This window comes from Bacillus sp. PS108 (assembly GCF_037963335.1).
In the GTDB taxonomy this organism is placed as follows: domain Bacteria; phylum Bacillota; class Bacilli; order Bacillales; family Bacillaceae; genus Bacillus; species Bacillus subtilis.
In genome coordinates this window covers 1,588,285-1,606,858 of sequence record NZ_CP150155.1, presented here as the reverse complement: position 1 = coordinate 1,606,858, position 18,574 = coordinate 1,588,285, and the positions used below count along the sequence as shown (strand labels likewise).

Sequence of the window (18,574 nt, the reverse complement as noted above, 5' to 3'; positions counted from 1 at the left end):
TTACAACGCCTCGCTTAAATCTTGTTTTTTCAGTTCAGATTCAAACCATTCCAGCTTATAGTGATAATTTACAACATTTCCAATGACAATTAAACTCGGATTTGTAATGTTTTCTTTTACCACTGTTTCTGAAAGGGTGTCAACTGTACAAAAAACAGATTTTTGCTTGTCCGTTGTTCCCCAATGAATAAAGGCTGCCGGCGTAGAACCGTCCCGGCCGTTTTCAAGGAGTTTTCTTTCAATCTGCTGCACGTTTTTGATACCCATATAGATGACAAGTGTATCAATTCCTGTAGCCAGCGCTTTCCACTTTTCCTCAAAATCTTCTTCTTTTTTATAATGACCCGTTACAAAAGCAACGTTAGAGCCCGCCTCCCGATGAGTAACAGGAATCCCGGCATAAGCGGCTGCCGCGATTCCAGACGTAATGCCGGGGATGATTTCAAACGGAATTCCGTTTTCAGAGAGGCATTCCGCTTCTTCTCCCCCCCTGCCGAACACAAAAGGGTCTCCGCCTTTCAGCCTGACAACGGTTTTCCCTTTTTGCGCATACTTTACAAGAAACCGATTAATGGTTTCCTGCTTCATCGTATGAAAATCCGGAAGCTTCCCGCAGTAGATCAGGTCTGCTTGCTCTTTGGCATATTGTAAAATCTCTTTATTTACTAATCTGTCATATAAGATGACATCAGCTTTTTCAATGGCTTTCAGCGCTTTAATTGTCAGCAGATCAGGGTCACCGGGACCCGCTCCTACAATATATACTTTCCCCATCGTATTTCCCCCGATCTATTCGAGTTCTTCCAGAAGATTCGCTGTGATGATGTTCTCGCTTGCATTCCGGCATCTGAGAAGAACGCAGCAGATCATATTCAGCTCAATTTTTGTTTAACAAACTCGATCAGCTGATTTTTACACGCTTCACGGTCATGCTGTCCTGAATCAAGAACGAGCTCTGGAGCTTCCGGTTCTTCATAAGGTGAATCAATTCCTGTAAAGAACGGAATCTCTCCGTTTCTTGCTTTTTTGTAAAGTCCTTTCGGATCTCTTTGTTCACAAATATCAAGGTCGCATTTAATGTAGACTTCATTAAATTCGCCCGCTTCCACAAGCTCGCGAACCTGTTGCCTGTCCTCGCGGAAAGGAGAGATAAAAGCAGTAATCACAATGGTTCCCTGCTGAACAAAAAGCTTCGCCACCTCTCCGATTCGGCGGATGTTTTCTTTTCGGTCTTCATCAGAAAAACCAAGATCCTTATTTAAGCCGTGACGGATATTATCCCCGTCAAGCACAATCACTTGGTAGCCTTGCTCAAACAATTCTCTCGCAGCGGCGTTGGCAATCGTTGATTTGCCTGAGCCGCTTAACCCTGTCAGCCAGAGAATGGAGCTTTTATGCTTGTTTTTTTGCTGGTACTCTTCTTTTGTGATAGAGGCTTCATGCCATACAATATCGCGATTTGTCACTGCCAGTCCTCCTTAAGATACGCCTACTTCTTCTTTTTTCTTCATCCCTTTGATTAACACTTCTACGACTTCTTTCCGACTGAATTCAGCAGGCGGCAGCACACCGTCTCTCAGCATGCCTCTTACCTTAGTGCCTGATAAAATGACGTGATGCTCTCTGCCATGAGGGCATGTTTTCGCTGTTCCCATATTTCCGCATTTTTTACAGAAGAAGCTGTGCTCAAATTTCAGCGGTGTAATTCCGAGTTCTTCAGGTTTAAATGTGTCAAACAGCTCCTGTGCTTCGTATGTTCCGTAATAGTCGCCTACACCTGCATGATCACGGCCGACGATGAAATGTGTGCAGCCGTAGTTCTTTCTGACAAGCGCGTGGAAAATTGCTTCTCTCGGGCCTGCATAACGCATCGCCGCTAAAAAGACACCAAGGAAAACGCGATCTTTCGGGTAATAATGATCAAGAAGCACTTGGTAGCTTTCCATCCGTACATCAGCTGGAATGTCATCAGATTTTGTTTCACCTACTAACGGATTCAAGAACAAGCCGTCTACTGTTTCAAGAGCCGTTTTTTGAATGTATTCATGCGCTCTGTGAACAGGGTTTCTTGTTTGGAAACCGACAATGGTTTCCCAGCCTTTCTCCGCAAACTGGCGTCTCGTTTCTGACGGTTCAAATGTAAATTCAGGGAACTGTTTTGAAGCTTTTTTAATCAACGTAATCGGTCCGCCGACATATGTATTGCCGCGGCTGAACAGCTTTTTAACACCAGGATGCTCCTGTTCATCTGTCTTGTACACATTGACAGCTTCTTTTTGTTTGTCAGGCACGTACAGGTCTTCGATTTGGATAACGCCGTATGTTTCTCCTTCATACGTTAACTTTACCGTTTCACCAACTGACAGTTCCGCCGCTTTTTGCGCATCGACCGGAAGCGTGATTGGAAGAGACCAAACAACACCGGAAGAAAGACGCATGTTTTCGACAACAGATACGTAATCTTTTTCATTAAAGAAACCTTCAATCGGGCTGTATGCACCGATACCGATCAATTCCAAATCCGCGAAAGAAATTAAATCAAGTTCAATTTCTTTTTGAGTGCCGCTCACATCATATGATTCATCTACTCTGTTTACTAATGTTCCTCCGTGTGGTGCTAAGCTCATAACATCCATCTCCTCCTAGTTAACTTATAAAATTACTCAGATTAATGATCAGATTCCCCCGCCTTGTTCGTGGACTGAGCGTCTCTCTTTACGAATGGCCTTTGTCAGGCTGACGGCACCGCCCGCCGCTAAAAGCACACTTACCATGATAAAGATCGAATAATAATCTGCTTTTAAAAACAAGGATACAAGCAGATAAGAAATCGATAAAGATAAAAATGGCGATACGATCCATACCTTCAGCATCGTTTGAACAACTTGTTTATGGAACACGTTCGGACCGTTTTTTGCCATGCCTATTCCGATAATAGACGATGACGTGACTTGCGCCAAGGGCACCGGCATCCCAAATACAGAACTGATGATCACCAGTCCCGCTCCTGTACCGGATAAGAGAATGCCTTCCCCTTTGGAGAATCTCGTAATTTTCTTCCCGTTTGTTTCTAGCACTCGCCGGCCTAATAACAGTGCCCCAAGAGCAACAAAAGCTCCTCCATACAAGGTTCCTTTTCCGACATCAAGCACACCGGCAGCTACTAACGGGCCAACAGCATTCGCCACGTTATTCATGCCGGCAGAGAATGCTTCGAAAAATCCGGCAACTAACAAAACAATGCCGAGGATTTTTTGCTTTTTAGAAGATTTTACTTCAATCTTAAAATAACGAAACAGCTTAGATACGAAATAGGTGAAGCCGAAAGCGAACAGCGGGACAAAAACCCAAAATGACACAATGATCAGAAGATTGTTCACAAACAATACTTTATAAGCCACTCCCACGCCGACAACCGCGCCGACTGTTACTTCACTTGTCGACAAAGGAATGCCGAGCAGATTAGCAGTAAAGAGCGACAGGGCAGCAGCTCCAATAATGATGCAAACAATCGTCAGTGTAATCGTCTGCTCAGGAATAATGCCGGAGCTGATTGTTTTTACAACCTCGCCTCCGCCAATGACCGCCCCGGCAAAGACACCGACTGCGCATAGGATCAAAGCGTAGGTTTTCTTTTTGATGGCTCCGGAGCCGTAAGCAACCCCCATCGAAGCTGCAGCGCCGCTTGCACCAATATTCATCGCGAAAAACAAGCTAAATAAAATAGCGGCTAATTCCATTTTGCAGCTCCTTATTCATGCAGTCCGCATTCTGTTTTCGCCATACCATTCCATCTGCCTGAGCGCAAATCCTCTGCTGTAAAAGCGGGAGCAGTGCAAGGCGCACATCCAATACTTGGATATCCTTGGTCATGAAGCGGATTGTAGTCCAGTTCATTCCGGGATGTGTATCTCCAAATGTCTTTCCAAGTCCAATGGATAAGCGGGCAAACTTTTACTGACTTGAATTTTTCATCTTTGTTTAAGAAATTCGTATTGGCACGGCTTGGCCCTTGATCACGGCGCAGGCCGGAAAGCCAGGCTGGATGTCCTGAAAGCGCCTCTCTTAAAGGAACGACCTTTCTAAGATAGCAGCACTGATTCGGCTCTCTTTCCCACAGTTTGTCACCATATTCTTCGGCTTGTTCCTCAAGGGTGAGATCTGGTTTTTTCAGGATGATATTAAGACCCGGATAACGCTCTTTCACTCGTTCAATTGTTTCATAGGTTTCTTTAAAATGAAGTCCTGTATCAAGAAACACAATCTCTGCGTCTTTTTTCACTTTATAAATTAAGTCAATCAGAACGATTCCCTCAATTCCGAAACTGCAGGCATAAACAAGCTGATCGCCGTAATGGCCGTATGCCCATTTTAAAACTGACAGCGCTCCTTTATAAGGATCGTCTTCCGGAAATGTAATCGTTGGTTCTTCCCAATTATCATACGTTAACATTTCTTCTTTCCTCCTTTCGGAGACAAACAAACAGTAGCTTTCTGCCGGTTGTCTTTTCCCATGTAATGTGATTCGCGGCTGCTGATATACAGATAGCCTTTTTACCTCTTAAAATAAAAAACTTTCAATCCGGCGGAAAGAAAGACAGGAACAGCATGCAGCCCTTATCTTTCAAAATGGAATTCATTTTGCTGGAAGTAGCACCTTACAAACTATGCAGGTTGCCGGGCTTCATAGGTCCAGTCCCTCAGCCGCTCTTGATAAGTTTTTAGATTTGTAGTAAATTTTAGCACAATTCTAACATAAGTCAACCCGACTTTTTTTATAGGATTAATAAAAAAACAGGCCTCACAGCCTGTTTTCAAGTACATCAAGGCTTTGAAGCCTCTTTATATCATTTGAATTTATTTTTTATTTTTTAAACCAATCTTTCGACTCGGGATTTCGTTTCCATGTTTGCAGCTTTTTTAGATCATCTGAATGAATATTTCCGTTTTCAAGCGCGACCTCTGTGAGCGTATCATAATCGGTTAATGAGTAGTATGGCAGTTCTGCCTTTGCGAAGGCTTCCTCCGCTTTAGGAAGTCCGTACGTAAAGATTGAGACGACACCAAGCACTTCACAGCCGGCCGCTTGTAAAGCTGCACAAGCTTCAAGCACGCTGCCTCCTGTGGAAATTAAGTCTTCAATGACAACTGTTTTTTGCCCCTCTTGCACAGCTCCCTCAATCTGATTGCCTTTTCCGTGCGCCTTCGGCTTGCTCCTCACATAACACATCGGAAGATTCAAACGGTCAGCCGCAAGAGCAGCATGAGGAATACCGGCAGTTGCTGTTCCCGCAATCATTTCAGCTTCAGGAAAATGCTCTTTGACAAGCTTGCTGATACCTGAAGCAACATCGTTTCTGACCTCTGGGAAAGATAGCGTAAGGCGGTTGTCACAGTAGATCGGTGATAAAATGCCGCTTGCCCATGTGAACGGCTCGTTCGGGCGTAAAAATACAGCTTGGATGTCTAATAGATGTTTTGCGATGATTTGTTTCAAGATTTGATTCCCTCCCATTCAAGTCTGACAGCCTTATAGGCTTTTACCGGGTCTTCCGCTTTTGTAATCGAGCGTCCTACTACAATCGCTGATGAACCTTTCTCTCTTGCAATGGCAGGCGTCGCTACGCGGACTTGGTCATTCGCAGCGTCCTCTGACATTCTGATCCCCGGAGTGACAGTCAGAAATGAAGGCGACACCGCTTGGTAAATGGCTTTTGCTTCATGAACAGAGCAGACCACTCCATCCAATCCGCTTTCTTCCGCCTGTTTGCTGTAGTGCACAACCGTATCAATCAGAGACTTTTCGATCAGCAGTTCATCTTTCATGATTTGTTCAGATGTGCTTGTCAGCTGGGTTACCGCGATAAGTGACGGACGTTTTTTTCCGGCCGGCGTACCTTCTTCTAAGCCTTCGAGAGCTGCCTGCATCATTTTTTTGCCCCCGGCCGCATGAACATTGACGAGATCTACTCCGAGACTGGCAAGGCGCTTCATCGCTTTGTTTACAGTGGTCGGGATGTCATGAAGCTTGAGATCTAAAAACAGCTCGCAGTTTCTTTCTTTTAATTGTTTCACGATAGATGGCCCTTCTTGATAAAAAAGCTCCATTCCAACCTTTACAAATAATGGTTCTTGATGAAAAGGCGCTAAGAACGCGAGTGTTTCTTCAGCTGATGCAAAATCAAGCGCGATGATGGGCAGGTTGTTTTTCATGATTCCAGCTCCTTCCGATGCATTCTTCAATTGATTGATAGCCGTATTGGCGCAAAACAGATGGGAGCTGTTCAATAATCTCTGGACAGGCAAAAGGATTCACAAAGTTTGCTGTTCCGACAGCGACTGCGCTTGCTCCTGCGAGAAGAAATTCCAGGGCATCTTCAGCCGTTTGCACGCCTCCCATTCCGATAATCGGGATGTTGACCATCTGGCTGACTTCATACACCATGCGAATGGCAACCGGCTTCACAGCAGGGCCCGAAAGTCCCCCTGTTTTATTCGCTAATATCGGTTTGCCGGTTTTTAAATCGAGTCTCATGCCGATTAGTGTGTTGATCATCGTAAGACCGTCCGCTCCCGCTTCCTCGATCGCTAATGCAATTTCTGTGATATTAGCCACGTTCGGGGATAGCTTCACATAAACGGGCACATCCGAAACCTCTTTCACCGCTTTTGTCAAATCGGCAGCCATTTCAGGATTCGTGCCAAAAGCGATTCCGCCTGTTTTCACATTCGGGCAGGAAATATTCAATTCAAGTGCATGGACATTAGGCGCTTTGCTGATATGTTCTGCGACTTCAACATAATCATCGACTTGAGAACCTGCGACATTGGCAATGATCGGTGTATCAAACTGCTCAAGCCACGGCAGCTCATGATGCAACACACTATCCAGCCCCGGATTTTGGAGACCGATCGCATTGAGCATTCCAGCACCAGTCTCAGCTACCCGCGGCGTCGGATTCCCAAAGCGTGGCTCTTTTGTTGTAGCCTTAATCATGATGGCTCCAAGACAAGACAAATCATAAAAACGTGAAAATTCTTTTCCAAAACCGAAGCAACCTGATGCAGGAATGATTGGGTTTTTCAAATCAAGTCCCGGCAATTTCACCTCTAGCATTACAGCGCCACCTCCTGAGCTTTAAATACAGGCCCGTCGAGACATACTTTTACATAGGATGTCTCACTTTCGTTTGTATGGCACACACACGCGAAGCATGCGCCGATTCCGCAGCCCATTCGTTCCTCCATGGACAGATATACTTCTTTATGGGCATATTCCTGTTTTAACGCCTTGAGCATCGGTGTCGGCCCGCAGCTGAGGAGGATATCAAACTCTAGATTTTTCCGTTTAATCACATCTGTGACAAATCCGGTTTCCCCGTAGCTTCCGTCAGCTGTTGCCACATACGTGTCTCCGTACTGCCGGCATTCTTCCTCGTAAAAAACATCCTTTGCCGATTGGAATCCTAAAACGTGGATGACATTTACCCCTTTTTCAATCAAGCGTTTCGACAGCTCTTGGAGAGGCGGCACACCTACTCCGCCTCCTACCAGCAAAGCCGTCTTTCCGGGTTGAACTTCATTAACAGGAAAGCCATTTCCCAAAGGCCCGAGGACATCCACAAGTTCTCCCTGCTGCTTCAGTGACAAGAGTCTTGTCCCTTCCCCATCTACCCGATAAATGATGGTGACTTCATTTTTTTCAAAGTTGACGTCTGCGATGCTGATCGGCCTTCTCAAAAGAGGCGTAACCGCTTCGCTCACTTTAAGATGAAGGAACTGTCCAGGGGTTGTAAACCCTTGGACAAGTTCCCCTTTCAGAACCATTTGAAACACCCGGTCTGCAATTTGCTGGTTAGAACATACTGTCAAATACGCTTTTTTCATATAGTGACTGCCGCCTCCTGATTTGTGTTGACTGCCGGCATTTGATCAGCACGGAATGTCATGCTTTCCAGCACTCGCAATATCGCCTCTGCCGTATCTAAAGATGTTAGGCAGGCAACACCATTTTCTACTGATTCACGTCTGATTCTAAAACCGTCTCTTGCCGGCTGCTTTCCTTTTGTCAGCGTATTGATGACAAACTGCGCTTCTCCGTTTCTGATGACGTCAAGCAAGTTCGGGCCATCCTGACCGATTTTTCCGACGACCTTCGCTGGAATGGAAGCTTCTTTCAAGTAGCCTGCCGTTCCTTCCGTCGCTAAAATGTTGTAGCCGATCGCGTGGAACCGCTTAGCAATGGCAAGCCCTTCTTCTTTGTCCTTATCAGCTACTGTTAAAAGCACGGAACCGTAGTTCGGGATTTGAATACCTGAAGCAATCAAGGCTTTGTAGAGCGCCTTTTCAAGTGTCGAATCTTTCCCCATGACTTCACCGGTTGATTTCATTTCAGGCCCTAACGTAATGTCCACTCTTCTCAGCTTGGCAAAGGAGAAAACCGGCGCTTTTACAAATACACCTTGCTGTTCAGGCTGAAGGCCCTCTGTATAGCCAAACGCAGCCAGCTTTTGACCAAGAATGATTTTTGTTGCGAGATTCGCCATTGGGATACCCGTAATTTTGCTTAAAAACGGTACGGTTCTGCTTGATCTCGGATTCACTTCTAGCACGTACACCTCGCCTTGCGACAAGACGAATTGAATATTGAGCAAACCGACAATATTCAGCCCTTTAGCCAATGCGATCGTGTATTGTTCAATTTTTTTCTTAATGTCCTCTGTGAGAGACTGAGGCGGATAAACAGCGATCGAGTCTCCGGAGTGAACGCCCGCACGTTCAATGTGCTCCATAATTCCCGGAATGACGACTGTTTCACCGTCGGATACTGCATCGACTTCAATTTCTTTTCCGGTCAAGTATCTATCAATTAATACAGGGTGCTGTGGATTGATTTTGACTGCATTTTTCATGTAATGAAGCAGTTCCTCTTCATGGTACACAATCTCCATCGCCCGGCCGCCAAGTACATAGGAAGGACGCACCAGTACCGGATAACCGATATCACTTGCGATGCTTACCGCCTGATCAACTGATGTCGCTGTTTTGCCAAGCGGCTGAGGAACACCAAGTTCTCCAAGCGCTTGTTCAAATTTATCCCGGTCTTCCGCACGGTCTAAATCTTCTAATGAAGTTCCAAGGATTTTCACTCCGCGTGCAGAAAGCTCGTCAGCAAGGTTAATCGCAGTTTGTCCGCCAAATTGTACGACAACGCCCATTGGCTGTTCGAGGTCAATGATGTGCATAACATCTTCAATCGTAAGCGGTTCAAAATACAGCTTGTCTGAGATGCTGAAGTCTGTTGAAACGGTTTCCGGGTTGTTATTGACAATAATGGCTTCATAGCCTGCTTGTTTAATTGCCCATACAGAGTGAACCGTCGCATAGTCGAACTCGACACCCTGACCGATTCGAATCGGACCCGAACCAAGCACCATCACACTTTTCTTATCTGTAACGACAGATTCATTTTCTTCTTCATATGTGCTATAGAAGTATGGCGTTTCTGACTCAAATTCCGCCGCACATGTATCTACCATTTTGAATACCGGCGCAATCCCCGCTTGTTTTCTCAAGCTGTAAAGCTCAGATTCTTTCATTTTCCATTCACGGCTGATGTACTGATCAGAGAAGCCGAGTTCTTTTGCCCGTCTCAGCACATCTGTATCGCCCGCATTGGCCTTCAATTCTTTTTCAAACTGTACGATTCCGAACAGCTTATGCAAGAAGAAGACATCGATAGCGGAAAATTCATGGAGGTCTTCTACCGTGTAGCCTCTTCTGTACGCTTCAGCTAAGTAGAATAAGCGTTCATCACCGGCCTTTTTAATTCGCTTTTCAAGAAGCTCATCTGAAATGTCAGCGGCGTCCTTCAATTCAAGATGATACACATCCGCTTCCAGTGATCGCACCGCCTTCAGCAATGACTCTTCAAGCGTGCGGCCGATTGCCATGACCTCACCTGTCGCTTTCATTTGCGTGCCAAGCTTTCTGTTTGCTGATTCAAACTTATCAAACGGCCAGCGCGGAATTTTGGATACGACATAGTCAAGAGCAGGTTCAAATGCTGCATATGTTTTTCCTGTCACCGGGTTCATCATTTCATCTAATGAAAGTCCGACTGCAATTTTAGCAGCGAGCTTTGCAATCGGGTACCCCGTTGCTTTTGATGCAAGGGCAGATGAACGGCTGACACGCGGATTTACTTCAATAATGTAATATTGGAAGCTGTCTGGATCTAAGGCGAGCTGGACATTACATCCGCCTTCGATCCCAAGCGCGCGAATCAGTTTTAACGATACATTCCGCAAGAGCTGATATTCGCGATCGCTGAGCGTTTGGCTCGGCGCGACAACAATACTGTCTCCAGTATGGATTCCAACTGGATCAATGTTTTCCATGTTACAAACGACAATGGCGTGATCCTGGCTGTCTCTCATGACTTCATACTCGATTTCTTTATAGCCGGCGATGCTTTTTTCAAGCAGACATTGGTGTACCGGGCTTAATTTCAAGCCGTTCTCAACGATTTCTTTTAACTCTGTTTCATTCGAGCAGATGCCTCCGCCTGTTCCGCCTAATGTATATGCCGGGCGGACAATGACAGGGAATCCAATTTGACTGACGAATTTTTCTGCTTCTTCAAGGGAGTGGATAATCTCACTTTCAGGCACCGGTTCATTCAGTTCATTCATTAATGTTCTGAACAAGTCACGGTCTTCAGCTTGCTGAATCGCAGACAGTTTCGTGCCAAGCACTTCGACGCCGCATTCTGCCAAAACGCCTCTTTCAGAAAGCTCAACCGCAAGATTCAAACCGGTTTGGCCTCCGAGTGTAGGAAGAATGGCATCCGGGCGCTCTTTTCTGATGATTCGTGTCAGGAATTCAGGTGTGAGCGGTTCGATGTAAACCCGGTCAGCCATTTCTGTATCTGTCATGATCGTGGCAGGGTTTGAGTTGACAAGGATGACTTCATAGCCTTCTTCTTTCAAAGCAAGACAGGCTTGTGTTCCCGCATAGTCAAATTCTGCTGCTTGGCCGATGATGATCGGTCCAGATCCGATTACTAAAATTTTGTTAATGTCTACGCGTTTTGGCATACCGCTTCCCCTTCTTTCTCTGTTGTTTCGATCATTTCGATGAATCTGTCAAATAGATGGTTGGCATCCTCAGGACCAGGTGAGGCTTCGGGATGATATTGAACAGTAAATGCCGGCAATGTTTTATGCTTCAGCCCTTCAATCGTATCGTCGTTAATTGCGATATGCGTCACTTCCAGTTCTGTTTTACTGATAGACGAAACTGTATATCCATGGTTTTGAGATGTTAAGGCAACTTTTCCTGTAGCCAGCTCTTTTACCGGGTGGTTTGAGCCCCTGTGGCCGAATTTCATTTTTTCAGTATTCGCCCCGCACGCCAGCGCGAATAATTGGTGGCCAAGACATATTCCGAATAATGGCACTTTTCCAAGAACACCTTTAATCATTTCAATCGCTTCAGGCACATCCTTCGGGTCTCCAGGTCCGTTAGAAAGCATGATACCGTCCGGTTTCAGCTGAAGCACCTCTTCCGCTGTAATGTTGTAAGGCACAACGATGACGTCACATTTCCGTTTGTTCAGCTCTCTTAGAATCCCGTGTTTCATGCCGAAGTCAACCAAGACGATGCGTTTGCCTCTTCCCGGGCTCGGATATGCTGTTTTTGCTGATACTTGGGATACTTGATTTCTTGGCAATTCCGTTTCGTTCAGTCTTTTCAGCACTGCTTCGATATCTTCATCAGATGAAGCGAATGTTCCTTTTAGCGCGCCTGCCGTGCGGATCATTCTTGTCAGCTTCCTTGTATCAATTCCCTGGAGTCCGGGAATGTTTTTCATTTTTAAATACTCGTCTAAGGTGTATGCTGAACGCCAGTTGGAAGGCAGCTCACATAATTCTTTGATGATCAGCCCTTTGACAAAAGGGGTAATGGATTCAAAATCATCACGGTTAATGCCGTAATTTCCGATAAGCGGGTATGTTAATGTTACGATCTGTCCGCAGTAAGAAGGGTCAGATAAAATTTCCTGATAGCCTGTCATCCCAGTATTAAAAACGACTTCTCCCATGTTGTGTTCTAAGCTTCCGAAGGCTTCTCCCTCGAATACCGCTCCGTTTTCCAGTACTAATCGTCTCTTCATTTGACAAGTCTCCCCTCTTCATAAGCAAGCTTCCCTGCCGCAATTGTAGCGACCGGCCAGCCGGTGCAGCTGATGCCGTTGAATGGTGTATTTTTTCCTTTTGATAAAAATGTCTCTTTGTCTATAACTGCTTCTTTTTCTAAATCGATTAACGTAATGTCCGCAGCTTGCCCCGTTTGTAATGTTCCATATGGGAGACCGAACGCTTCGCATGGCTTGATTGTCATGTAGTCAATCAACTGCTTCAGCGACCAGCTGCCATTTTTGACAAAGTGTGTGTAAAGAAGCGGGAATGCTGTTTCTAAGCCGACAATTCCGAATGGCGCCAGTTTCATTTCTGTTTTTTTCTCTTCTTCCGTATGCGGTGCATGGTCTGTTGCGATAAAATCAATTGTTCCGTCTAAAAGACCTTCAATTAAAGCAGCTCTGTCTTCTGCACTGCGGAGCGGCGGATTCATTTTATAGTTTGTGTCCAGCCCCGGGATATCCTCATCACAAAGCAGCAAATGATGCGGCGACACTTCTGCTGTCACTCTGATTCCCGCTTTTTTCGCATCGCGTACAACTCTGACAGATTCTTTCGTGCTGATATGGCATACATGATAATGGCAGTTTGCCGCCTCAGCCAGCAGCACATCGCGGGCAATATGAACCGATTCACACACAGAAGGAATGCCGTTTAGCCCGTTCGCTTTGGAGAATGTCCCCTCATGTACGCTTCCTCCGTAAATTAAGGAGTTGTCCTCGCAATGTGCAACAATTGCTTTGTCAATTGCGGCTGCCCGTTTCATCGCTTCATACATCATTCCTGCTGTCTGTATACCAACGCCGTCATCTGTAAAAGCAAATGCCCCGGCTTCTTTTAACGCTTCAAAGTTTGTCATTTCATCGCCGATTTGCCTGATCGTAATGGATGCATATGGAAGAACTCTGACGCATGAAGTTTCTTTAATTCTGTTTTGCACCCATTCCATCTGCTCCTTTGTATCAGGAACCGGCCGCGTATTCGGCATTGCTGCTACTGTAGTATAGCCGCCGCGTGCCGCCGCTTTGGCCCCGGTTTCAATAGTTTCTTTTTTCTCTCCGCCCGGCTCTCTGAAATGCACGTGGAGATCAACAAACCCAGGTGAAACGAGCAAACCTTTTGCATCAATTACCGTTTCATTATCCCTTGCATCAAGCTTGCCGATTGCGGTGATGGTTTCTCCAGTCACTCGGATATCCGCTTCTGTTTTTTCACCATTTTCGTTTAGTATCCAGCCGTTTTTAATGAGATATGACATACGCTGCTTCTCCTCTTTTCACATTGGTTTGTAAGGCACGCTGTATCACTGCCATTCTGATAAATACGCCATTTTGCATTTGCTTGAAGATTCTTGATTTTTCGCTTTCTACTAAGCTGTCATCAATCTCCACTCCTCTGTTTACCGGAGCAGGATGCATGATGATCGCATGCCGCTTCATACGCTCAGCCCGTTCTACGGTCAAGCCGTATTTGTTTAAATAGCCTTCCTGGCTGACAGCGGATTGATGTCGTTCATTTTGAATGCGCAGCAGCATGACAACATCGGAAGACTCAACTGCTTCATCCATTGAGACATACGTGCCGAATGTATTTTCTTCATCCTGCCATTCCGAAGGGCCGGAAAATAGGACCCGGGCACCCAATCTTGTCAACACTTCCGCATTTGACCTTGCCACTCTGCTATGCTTGATGTCGCCGTGAATGGAGACGGTAAGCCCTTTGAACGTATTGAACTCTTCATAAATCGTCATTAAATCAAGCAGTGATTGTGTCGGATGCTGGCCGCATCCGTCTCCCGCATTCAGAATCGGAATGTTCACCTGGCTGACAAGCTCTTCATAATACTCATCCTCACTGTGCCTGATGACGCAGACGTCCACACCGATTGATTCGAGCGTCCGGATCGTGTCATATAAGGTTTCGCCTTTTTGCACGCTTGTGCTTGTTCCATCAAGGTTAAGCACATTCATGCCCAGCTTTTTTTCTGCGACCTCAAAGCTGAACCGCGTTCTCGTGCTCGGTTCGAAAAACAGGTTTGCTGCAAACTTTCCTGTAAGCTGATTGTCTGTTTTTCCGTTTTTGAGGTCTTGTGCTGTTTGAAGCAAATCTTTGATTTCCTCAGTGCTGAGTTCACTCATCGTCGTTAAATGCTTCATGTTCTTTCCCCTCTCTTTTCAACTTAAGGCTGAAAAAAAACCCCGGTCTAAGATAGACTCGGGGTATGGTTAAATAGAGGGCAGCATTGAAGCTTCCTTCTCTTCATAACCCTTCCAAGCCTCTCTGGACTTTCATTAAAAGGTTTTAGATATGATGTTGTTCAGATGTTTCTGCCTGCTCTTCCTTCGCCTGCGGAAGAATCAGGTTTAAGATGACACCGACAATTGCGGCAAGCGCCATTCCTGACACTTGGAATCCGCCCTGAGACACTTGGATAAAAGCGCCTCCTACACCGATGACAAGGATAACTGATGTAATAATGAGGTTTCTGTTGTTTTCATAATCAATTTTGTTGTCAATCAGCATTCTCAGGCCGCTTGAAGCAATGATTCCGAACAGCAGGAAGGAGACGCCTCCCATGACCGCTGACGGCACTGAGCTGATCAGCGCTGAAATTTTGCCGATAAAGCCGAAGCAAAGGGCAATCACTGCCGCGCCTCCGATGACAAAGACGCTGAATACTCTTGTGATGGCCAGCACGCCAATGTTTTCTCCGTAAGTCGTTGTCGGCGGACCGCCGATCAGAGAAGCGAGGATTGTCGCCACACTGTCACCCATAATAGAGCGATGAAGACCTGGCTTTTTAATGAAGTCTTGTCCGACAACCTTGCTCAGCACCATTTGGTGGCCGATATGCTCTGACATTGTGACAAATGCGACAGGAACCATTGCGGCTGCGATGCCGAGTGTAACTGATGGTGAATAATCTTTGAACGGAATGATAAATTCAGGCACTGCAAACCATTTCGCGTCAAGCACCGGCTGGAAGTTGACAATCCCTTGAGTAAGGGCAAACAGGTATCCGCCGATGATTCCGATCAGAACCGGAATCAGGCTTAAAAATCCTCGTAAGAAAATTGCACAAATAATCGTGATTGCCAGCGTAACTCCTGCGACACTAAAGTGCTTTAAGCTGTAGACTAACTCACTCGCGTTCGGATCAGCATACATCGCCATATTTACTGCAGTGCTTGCAAGTCCGAGCCCGATGACGATAATAACAGGCCCTACGACTACAGGCGGGAGAATCTTCATCAGCCATCCTGTTCCAAGCTGCCTAATCAATAAGGCAATAAGCCCGTACACCAGCCCTGCAAGAAACGCCCCAACCATTGCCGCTCCCGGCCCGCCGGTCGCTTTTACCAGAATGATCGGAGAAATAAAGGCGAAGGACGAACCGAGATACGCCGGAATTTGCCCTTTCGTAATAAGAAGGTACGCCAGTGTTCCGATGCCGCTTGTCACCAACGCCACAGCAGGACTCATTCCGACGAGCTTCGGAACCAAAATGGTTGAGCCAAACATGGCAAACAAATGCTGAAGGCTGAATGAAACCCAAGAGAAAGGTGTCGGGACATCCCTGACCCCTAAATTTACTTTTTTCTTACTCATGATGATTTCCCCCTGATTGTTGACTTTCATTTTAGGATGACTCAATGACTGTATAAAAAAACCTCTTTGCTTTTTTACGCAAAGAGGCATACAAAGACCTGCCGAATGCTTTTTGGGCCTTTGTTGTGCACCTCTTTGCAACCTCTCTGGATTGCCCTTAAAAAGGTGATCTATTATTCGTTTTCATAAATGGCGACGAGATCGTTTTGGTCTACCTCATCAAGCTGAACCATAACCTTTTCTGACTTTGATGTCGGGATGTTTTTCCCGATATAATCCGCTCGGATCGGCAGCTCCCGGTGTCCTCTGTCCACAAGCACTGCAAGCTGAATGGAGGAAGGTCTGCCTACATCAACAAGCGCATCCATTCCTGCTCTGACTGTTCTTCCGGTATACAGAACATCATCAACGAGAATGACTTTTTGATCTGTAATATCTACCGGAATATCTGCACCTTTTACAAGCGGTTCATCGTTGCTCGTTTTTTTAGAAAGATCGTCTCTGTAAAGAGTAATATCAATTTCACCGACTGTAACAGGATTTCCCTCAATCTGTTCAATGCGTTCCGCAAGGCGTTTTGCCAGGTAAATCCCCCTTGTCTTAATACCGACAAGAATGCAGTTATTCATTCCTTTATTGCGTTCGATCATTTCGTGAGCAATCCTGGTCAGCGCCCGTCTGATTGCCTGTTCGTCGAGAATGACAGCTTTTTGATTCAATGTGTGACACCTCACAGTTCATATAGAAGAAAAACCCCTCCTGCCAGAGCATAGAGGGGTTTTAGGACAAGGTGCGCACTATACACGCATCCCGTCTATCCGTTATCCTTCTCAGCCTCTCTGGACTGTTTTAAAGAATCTATTCAGCTTCGTTTATTATTTCAGAAAAGAAACACGCTGTCAACCGTTTTTTCTGAGGTTTTCGATTAATTCTGCCATATCCTCAGGAAGCGGCGCTTCAAATTCGACATATTCTCCTGTTCGTGGATGGTCAAAACCTAAAACTCCCGCGTGAAGCGCTTGGCCATTAAAGTCGATTGTTTTTCTTGGGCCGTATTTCGGATCGCCTGCTAATGGGAATCCGATATATTTCATATGAACACGAATTTGATGGGTTCTCCCTGTTTCAAGCTGGCATTCCACTAACGTAAAATCCTGAAAACGCTCAAGCACATGAAAATGAGTGACAGCGCTTTTGCCATCACGTGTCACAGTCATGCTTTGACGGTCTTTCTTATCTCGTCCGATCGGCGCGTCAATTGTGCCGTCATCGTGAGAAATAAGCCCGTGGACAACGGCCGTATATTTTCGGGTGACCGTTTTGTTTACCAATTGGTTTACGAGTGACTCGTGCGCCATATCATTTTTCGCCACCATTAATAACCCGGACGTGTCCTTATCGATTCTGTGAACAATACCCGGACGCATCACACCATTTATTCCGGAAAGGTCTGTGCAATGAGCCATAAGGCCGTTTACAAGTGTGCCCGTAAGATGCCCGGGTGCTGGGTGAACAACCATTCCGCGAGGTTTGTTGAGGACCAGCACATCCTGGTCCTCATAATAAATATCCAGATCCATAGGTTCTGCCAAGACGTCGAGCGCTTCCGGTTCGGGTACAGTGACGGTCACCTGATCACCCGGCTGAATTTTATAATTCGCTTTCACCGCGCTTCCGTTCACGACAACCTGTCCGTCTTTTACCCATTGCTGAACTTGGGTTCTTGACCAATCATTCTCAGTCGATGCCAAAAATTTATCAATCCGCTCACTTTTTTGTTCTTCTGAAGCGGTTATATCAATTTGATTCATGCTATTGCTCCTTTTTCTTTTTCCCGCTGTCCAACAGCATTTGTATAAATAAAAGCATTACGCCGACACATAGTGAAGAGTCCGCGATGTTAAATATCGGGTAATTGTAATTGACAATAATAACATGGATAAAATCCACAACTTCCTGTCTGACAGCCCGATCGATAAAGTTGCCGATGGCACCGCCAAGCATAAGTCCGAGGGCAACGCCAAGAAGCCTTTGTCCCTTTGTATAACGCTGTATGTAATAAACAATACCAATAATAACAGCGGTTGTTATGAGGTAGAAAAACCACATTTGACCCGCTAATATCCCCCATGCAGCACCCGTATTGCGATGGGAGGTGATATAGAATACCTGATCAATGATCGGAATGCTTTGGCCAAGTTCCATGTTCTTAACAACTAGCCATTTTGTCAATTGATCGGCTGCAATAATAAGTAGTGCAATCATATAATACAGCACAAACGTTCCTCCAGTTTACGGTTACTTTAATCCATTATGCATTTTATCAATAAAAAGCACTGGAGTAAAGAAATATCAGGCATATTAACCGGCCAGACACTGTTATTCATACAGTGCCTGACCATATTCGATATCCGTTGATTTCCATATCGGAAGCGTTTTTTTCTCAAATTGGACAGAATAAAGAAAATCGTTTGCTGTTCGGGCCGTCGGCAGCACTGCCAGCTTTGCAAGAGGAATGGGGGCCCCAGTTTCTTCACAGTATCCGAATGTGCCGTTTTCGATTTTGGCCAATGCAAGGAGAACGTCTTGAAGTTCTTCTTTAATATGATAGATCAGAGTTGCTTTTTGTTTTTGATTGATTGCTGCTTGCGGGCTTGTAGAAACCTGAAAGCAAGAATACTCAAATAATCTCGACTGTAATTCTTCTTTCATCAGAAGAAGTTCCGTATAAATTGCGGTCAGTTGATCATTCATTCTTCACA

At 45.6% G+C, this 18,574-nt stretch carries 18 protein-coding genes and 1 riboswitch; all 18 genes read right to left on the bottom strand.

Annotated elements, in window-relative coordinates:
- The 18 genes from cobA to ylyA all read right to left on the bottom strand — a co-directional run bounded on the left by cobA (nt 1) and on the right by ylyA (nt 18,566).
- A complete protein-coding gene (gene cobA, locus NSQ16_RS08400; protein ID WP_128471777.1) occupies nt 1-774 on the bottom strand; it encodes a uroporphyrinogen-III C-methyltransferase in 774 nt (257 codons plus the stop codon).
- Between the two features lie 98 nt (nt 775-872).
- Entirely contained in the window at nt 873-1,466 is a 594-nt protein-coding gene (gene cysC, locus NSQ16_RS08395) for an adenylyl-sulfate kinase (RefSeq protein ID WP_015252120.1), read from the bottom strand.
- A gap of 12 nt (nt 1,467-1,478) precedes the next feature.
- On the bottom strand, nt 1,479-2,627 hold the full coding sequence (gene sat / locus NSQ16_RS08390; RefSeq protein WP_212060498.1) for a sulfate adenylyltransferase: 1,149 nt from the start codon (nt 2,625-2,627) through the stop codon (nt 1,479-1,481).
- 48 nt (nt 2,628-2,675) lie between these two features.
- Nucleotides 2,676-3,740, bottom strand: coding sequence for a sulfate permease (gene cysP / locus NSQ16_RS08385; protein ID WP_029317784.1), 1,065 nt, complete (start codon nt 3,738-3,740; stop codon nt 2,676-2,678).
- 11 nt (nt 3,741-3,751) lie between these two features.
- The gene (locus NSQ16_RS08380; RefSeq protein ID WP_221776850.1) at nt 3,752-4,453 is read right to left on the bottom strand and encodes a phosphoadenylyl-sulfate reductase; all 702 of its coding nucleotides are present in this window, start codon (nt 4,451-4,453) and stop codon (nt 3,752-3,754) included.
- A gap of 161 nt (nt 4,454-4,614) precedes the next feature.
- Nucleotides 4,615-4,720: riboswitch (SAM riboswitch) on the bottom strand.
- A gap of 144 nt (nt 4,721-4,864) precedes the next feature.
- Complete coding sequence (pyrE, locus tag NSQ16_RS08375; RefSeq protein ID WP_015715860.1) at nt 4,865-5,497, bottom strand: orotate phosphoribosyltransferase; 633 nt, start codon at nt 5,495-5,497, stop codon at nt 4,865-4,867.
- The gene (gene pyrF / locus NSQ16_RS08370) at nt 5,494-6,213 is read right to left on the bottom strand and encodes an orotidine-5'-phosphate decarboxylase (protein ID WP_119899308.1); all 720 of its coding nucleotides are present in this window, start codon (nt 6,211-6,213) and stop codon (nt 5,494-5,496) included. Before pyrF ends, pyrE begins: the two co-directional genes overlap by 4 nt.
- On the bottom strand, nt 6,182-7,117 hold the full coding sequence (locus NSQ16_RS08365; RefSeq protein WP_119899306.1) for a dihydroorotate dehydrogenase: 936 nt from the start codon (nt 7,115-7,117) through the stop codon (nt 6,182-6,184). The genes pyrF and NSQ16_RS08365 overlap by 32 nt, the downstream gene beginning before the upstream one ends.
- A complete protein-coding gene (gene pyrK / locus NSQ16_RS08360) occupies nt 7,117-7,887 on the bottom strand; it encodes a dihydroorotate oxidase B electron transfer subunit (RefSeq protein ID WP_014479746.1) in 771 nt (256 codons plus the stop codon). Before pyrK ends, NSQ16_RS08365 begins: the two co-directional genes overlap by 1 nt.
- A complete protein-coding gene (gene carB / locus NSQ16_RS08355) occupies nt 7,884-11,099 on the bottom strand; it encodes a carbamoyl-phosphate synthase (glutamine-hydrolyzing) large subunit (protein ID WP_015252124.1) in 3,216 nt (1,071 codons plus the stop codon). The genes pyrK and carB overlap by 4 nt, the downstream gene beginning before the upstream one ends.
- Nucleotides 11,084-12,178 (bottom strand): carbamoyl phosphate synthase small subunit, encoded by a 1,095-nt coding sequence (locus NSQ16_RS08350; protein WP_003232115.1) that lies wholly within the window; start codon nt 12,176-12,178, stop codon nt 11,084-11,086. The genes carB and NSQ16_RS08350 overlap by 16 nt, the downstream gene beginning before the upstream one ends.
- Nucleotides 12,175-13,461 carry a dihydroorotase gene (locus NSQ16_RS08345; protein WP_327836770.1) on the bottom strand — a complete coding sequence of 429 codons (1,287 nt, stop codon included), beginning with the start codon at nt 13,459-13,461 and terminating at the stop codon, nt 12,175-12,177. The genes NSQ16_RS08350 and NSQ16_RS08345 overlap by 4 nt, the downstream gene beginning before the upstream one ends.
- The gene (locus NSQ16_RS08340) at nt 13,445-14,359 is read right to left on the bottom strand and encodes an aspartate carbamoyltransferase catalytic subunit (RefSeq protein WP_080529298.1); all 915 of its coding nucleotides are present in this window, start codon (nt 14,357-14,359) and stop codon (nt 13,445-13,447) included. Before NSQ16_RS08340 ends, NSQ16_RS08345 begins: the two co-directional genes overlap by 17 nt.
- 145 nt (nt 14,360-14,504) lie before the next feature.
- Entirely contained in the window at nt 14,505-15,812 is a 1,308-nt protein-coding gene (pyrP, locus tag NSQ16_RS08335) for a uracil permease PyrP (protein ID WP_327836765.1), read from the bottom strand.
- A gap of 173 nt (nt 15,813-15,985) precedes the next feature.
- Nucleotides 15,986-16,531 (bottom strand): bifunctional pyrimidine operon transcriptional regulator/uracil phosphoribosyltransferase, encoded by a 546-nt coding sequence (gene pyrR / locus NSQ16_RS08330; RefSeq protein WP_003232127.1) that lies wholly within the window; start codon nt 16,529-16,531, stop codon nt 15,986-15,988.
- Between the two features lie 180 nt (nt 16,532-16,711).
- Nucleotides 16,712-17,623, bottom strand: a complete 912-nt coding sequence (locus tag NSQ16_RS08325) for an RluA family pseudouridine synthase (protein WP_327836763.1) — start codon at nt 17,621-17,623, stop codon at nt 16,712-16,714.
- 1 nt (nt 17,624) lies between these two features.
- Complete coding sequence (gene lspA / locus NSQ16_RS08320; RefSeq protein WP_003245047.1) at nt 17,625-18,089, bottom strand: signal peptidase II; 465 nt, start codon at nt 18,087-18,089, stop codon at nt 17,625-17,627.
- Nucleotides 18,090-18,191: 102 nt separating this feature from the next.
- Nucleotides 18,192-18,566 (bottom strand): sporulation-related RNA polymerase-binding protein YlyA, encoded by a 375-nt coding sequence (gene ylyA, locus NSQ16_RS08315; protein WP_088325836.1) that lies wholly within the window; start codon nt 18,564-18,566, stop codon nt 18,192-18,194.
- Between the last annotated feature and the right edge of the window lie 8 nt (nt 18,567-18,574).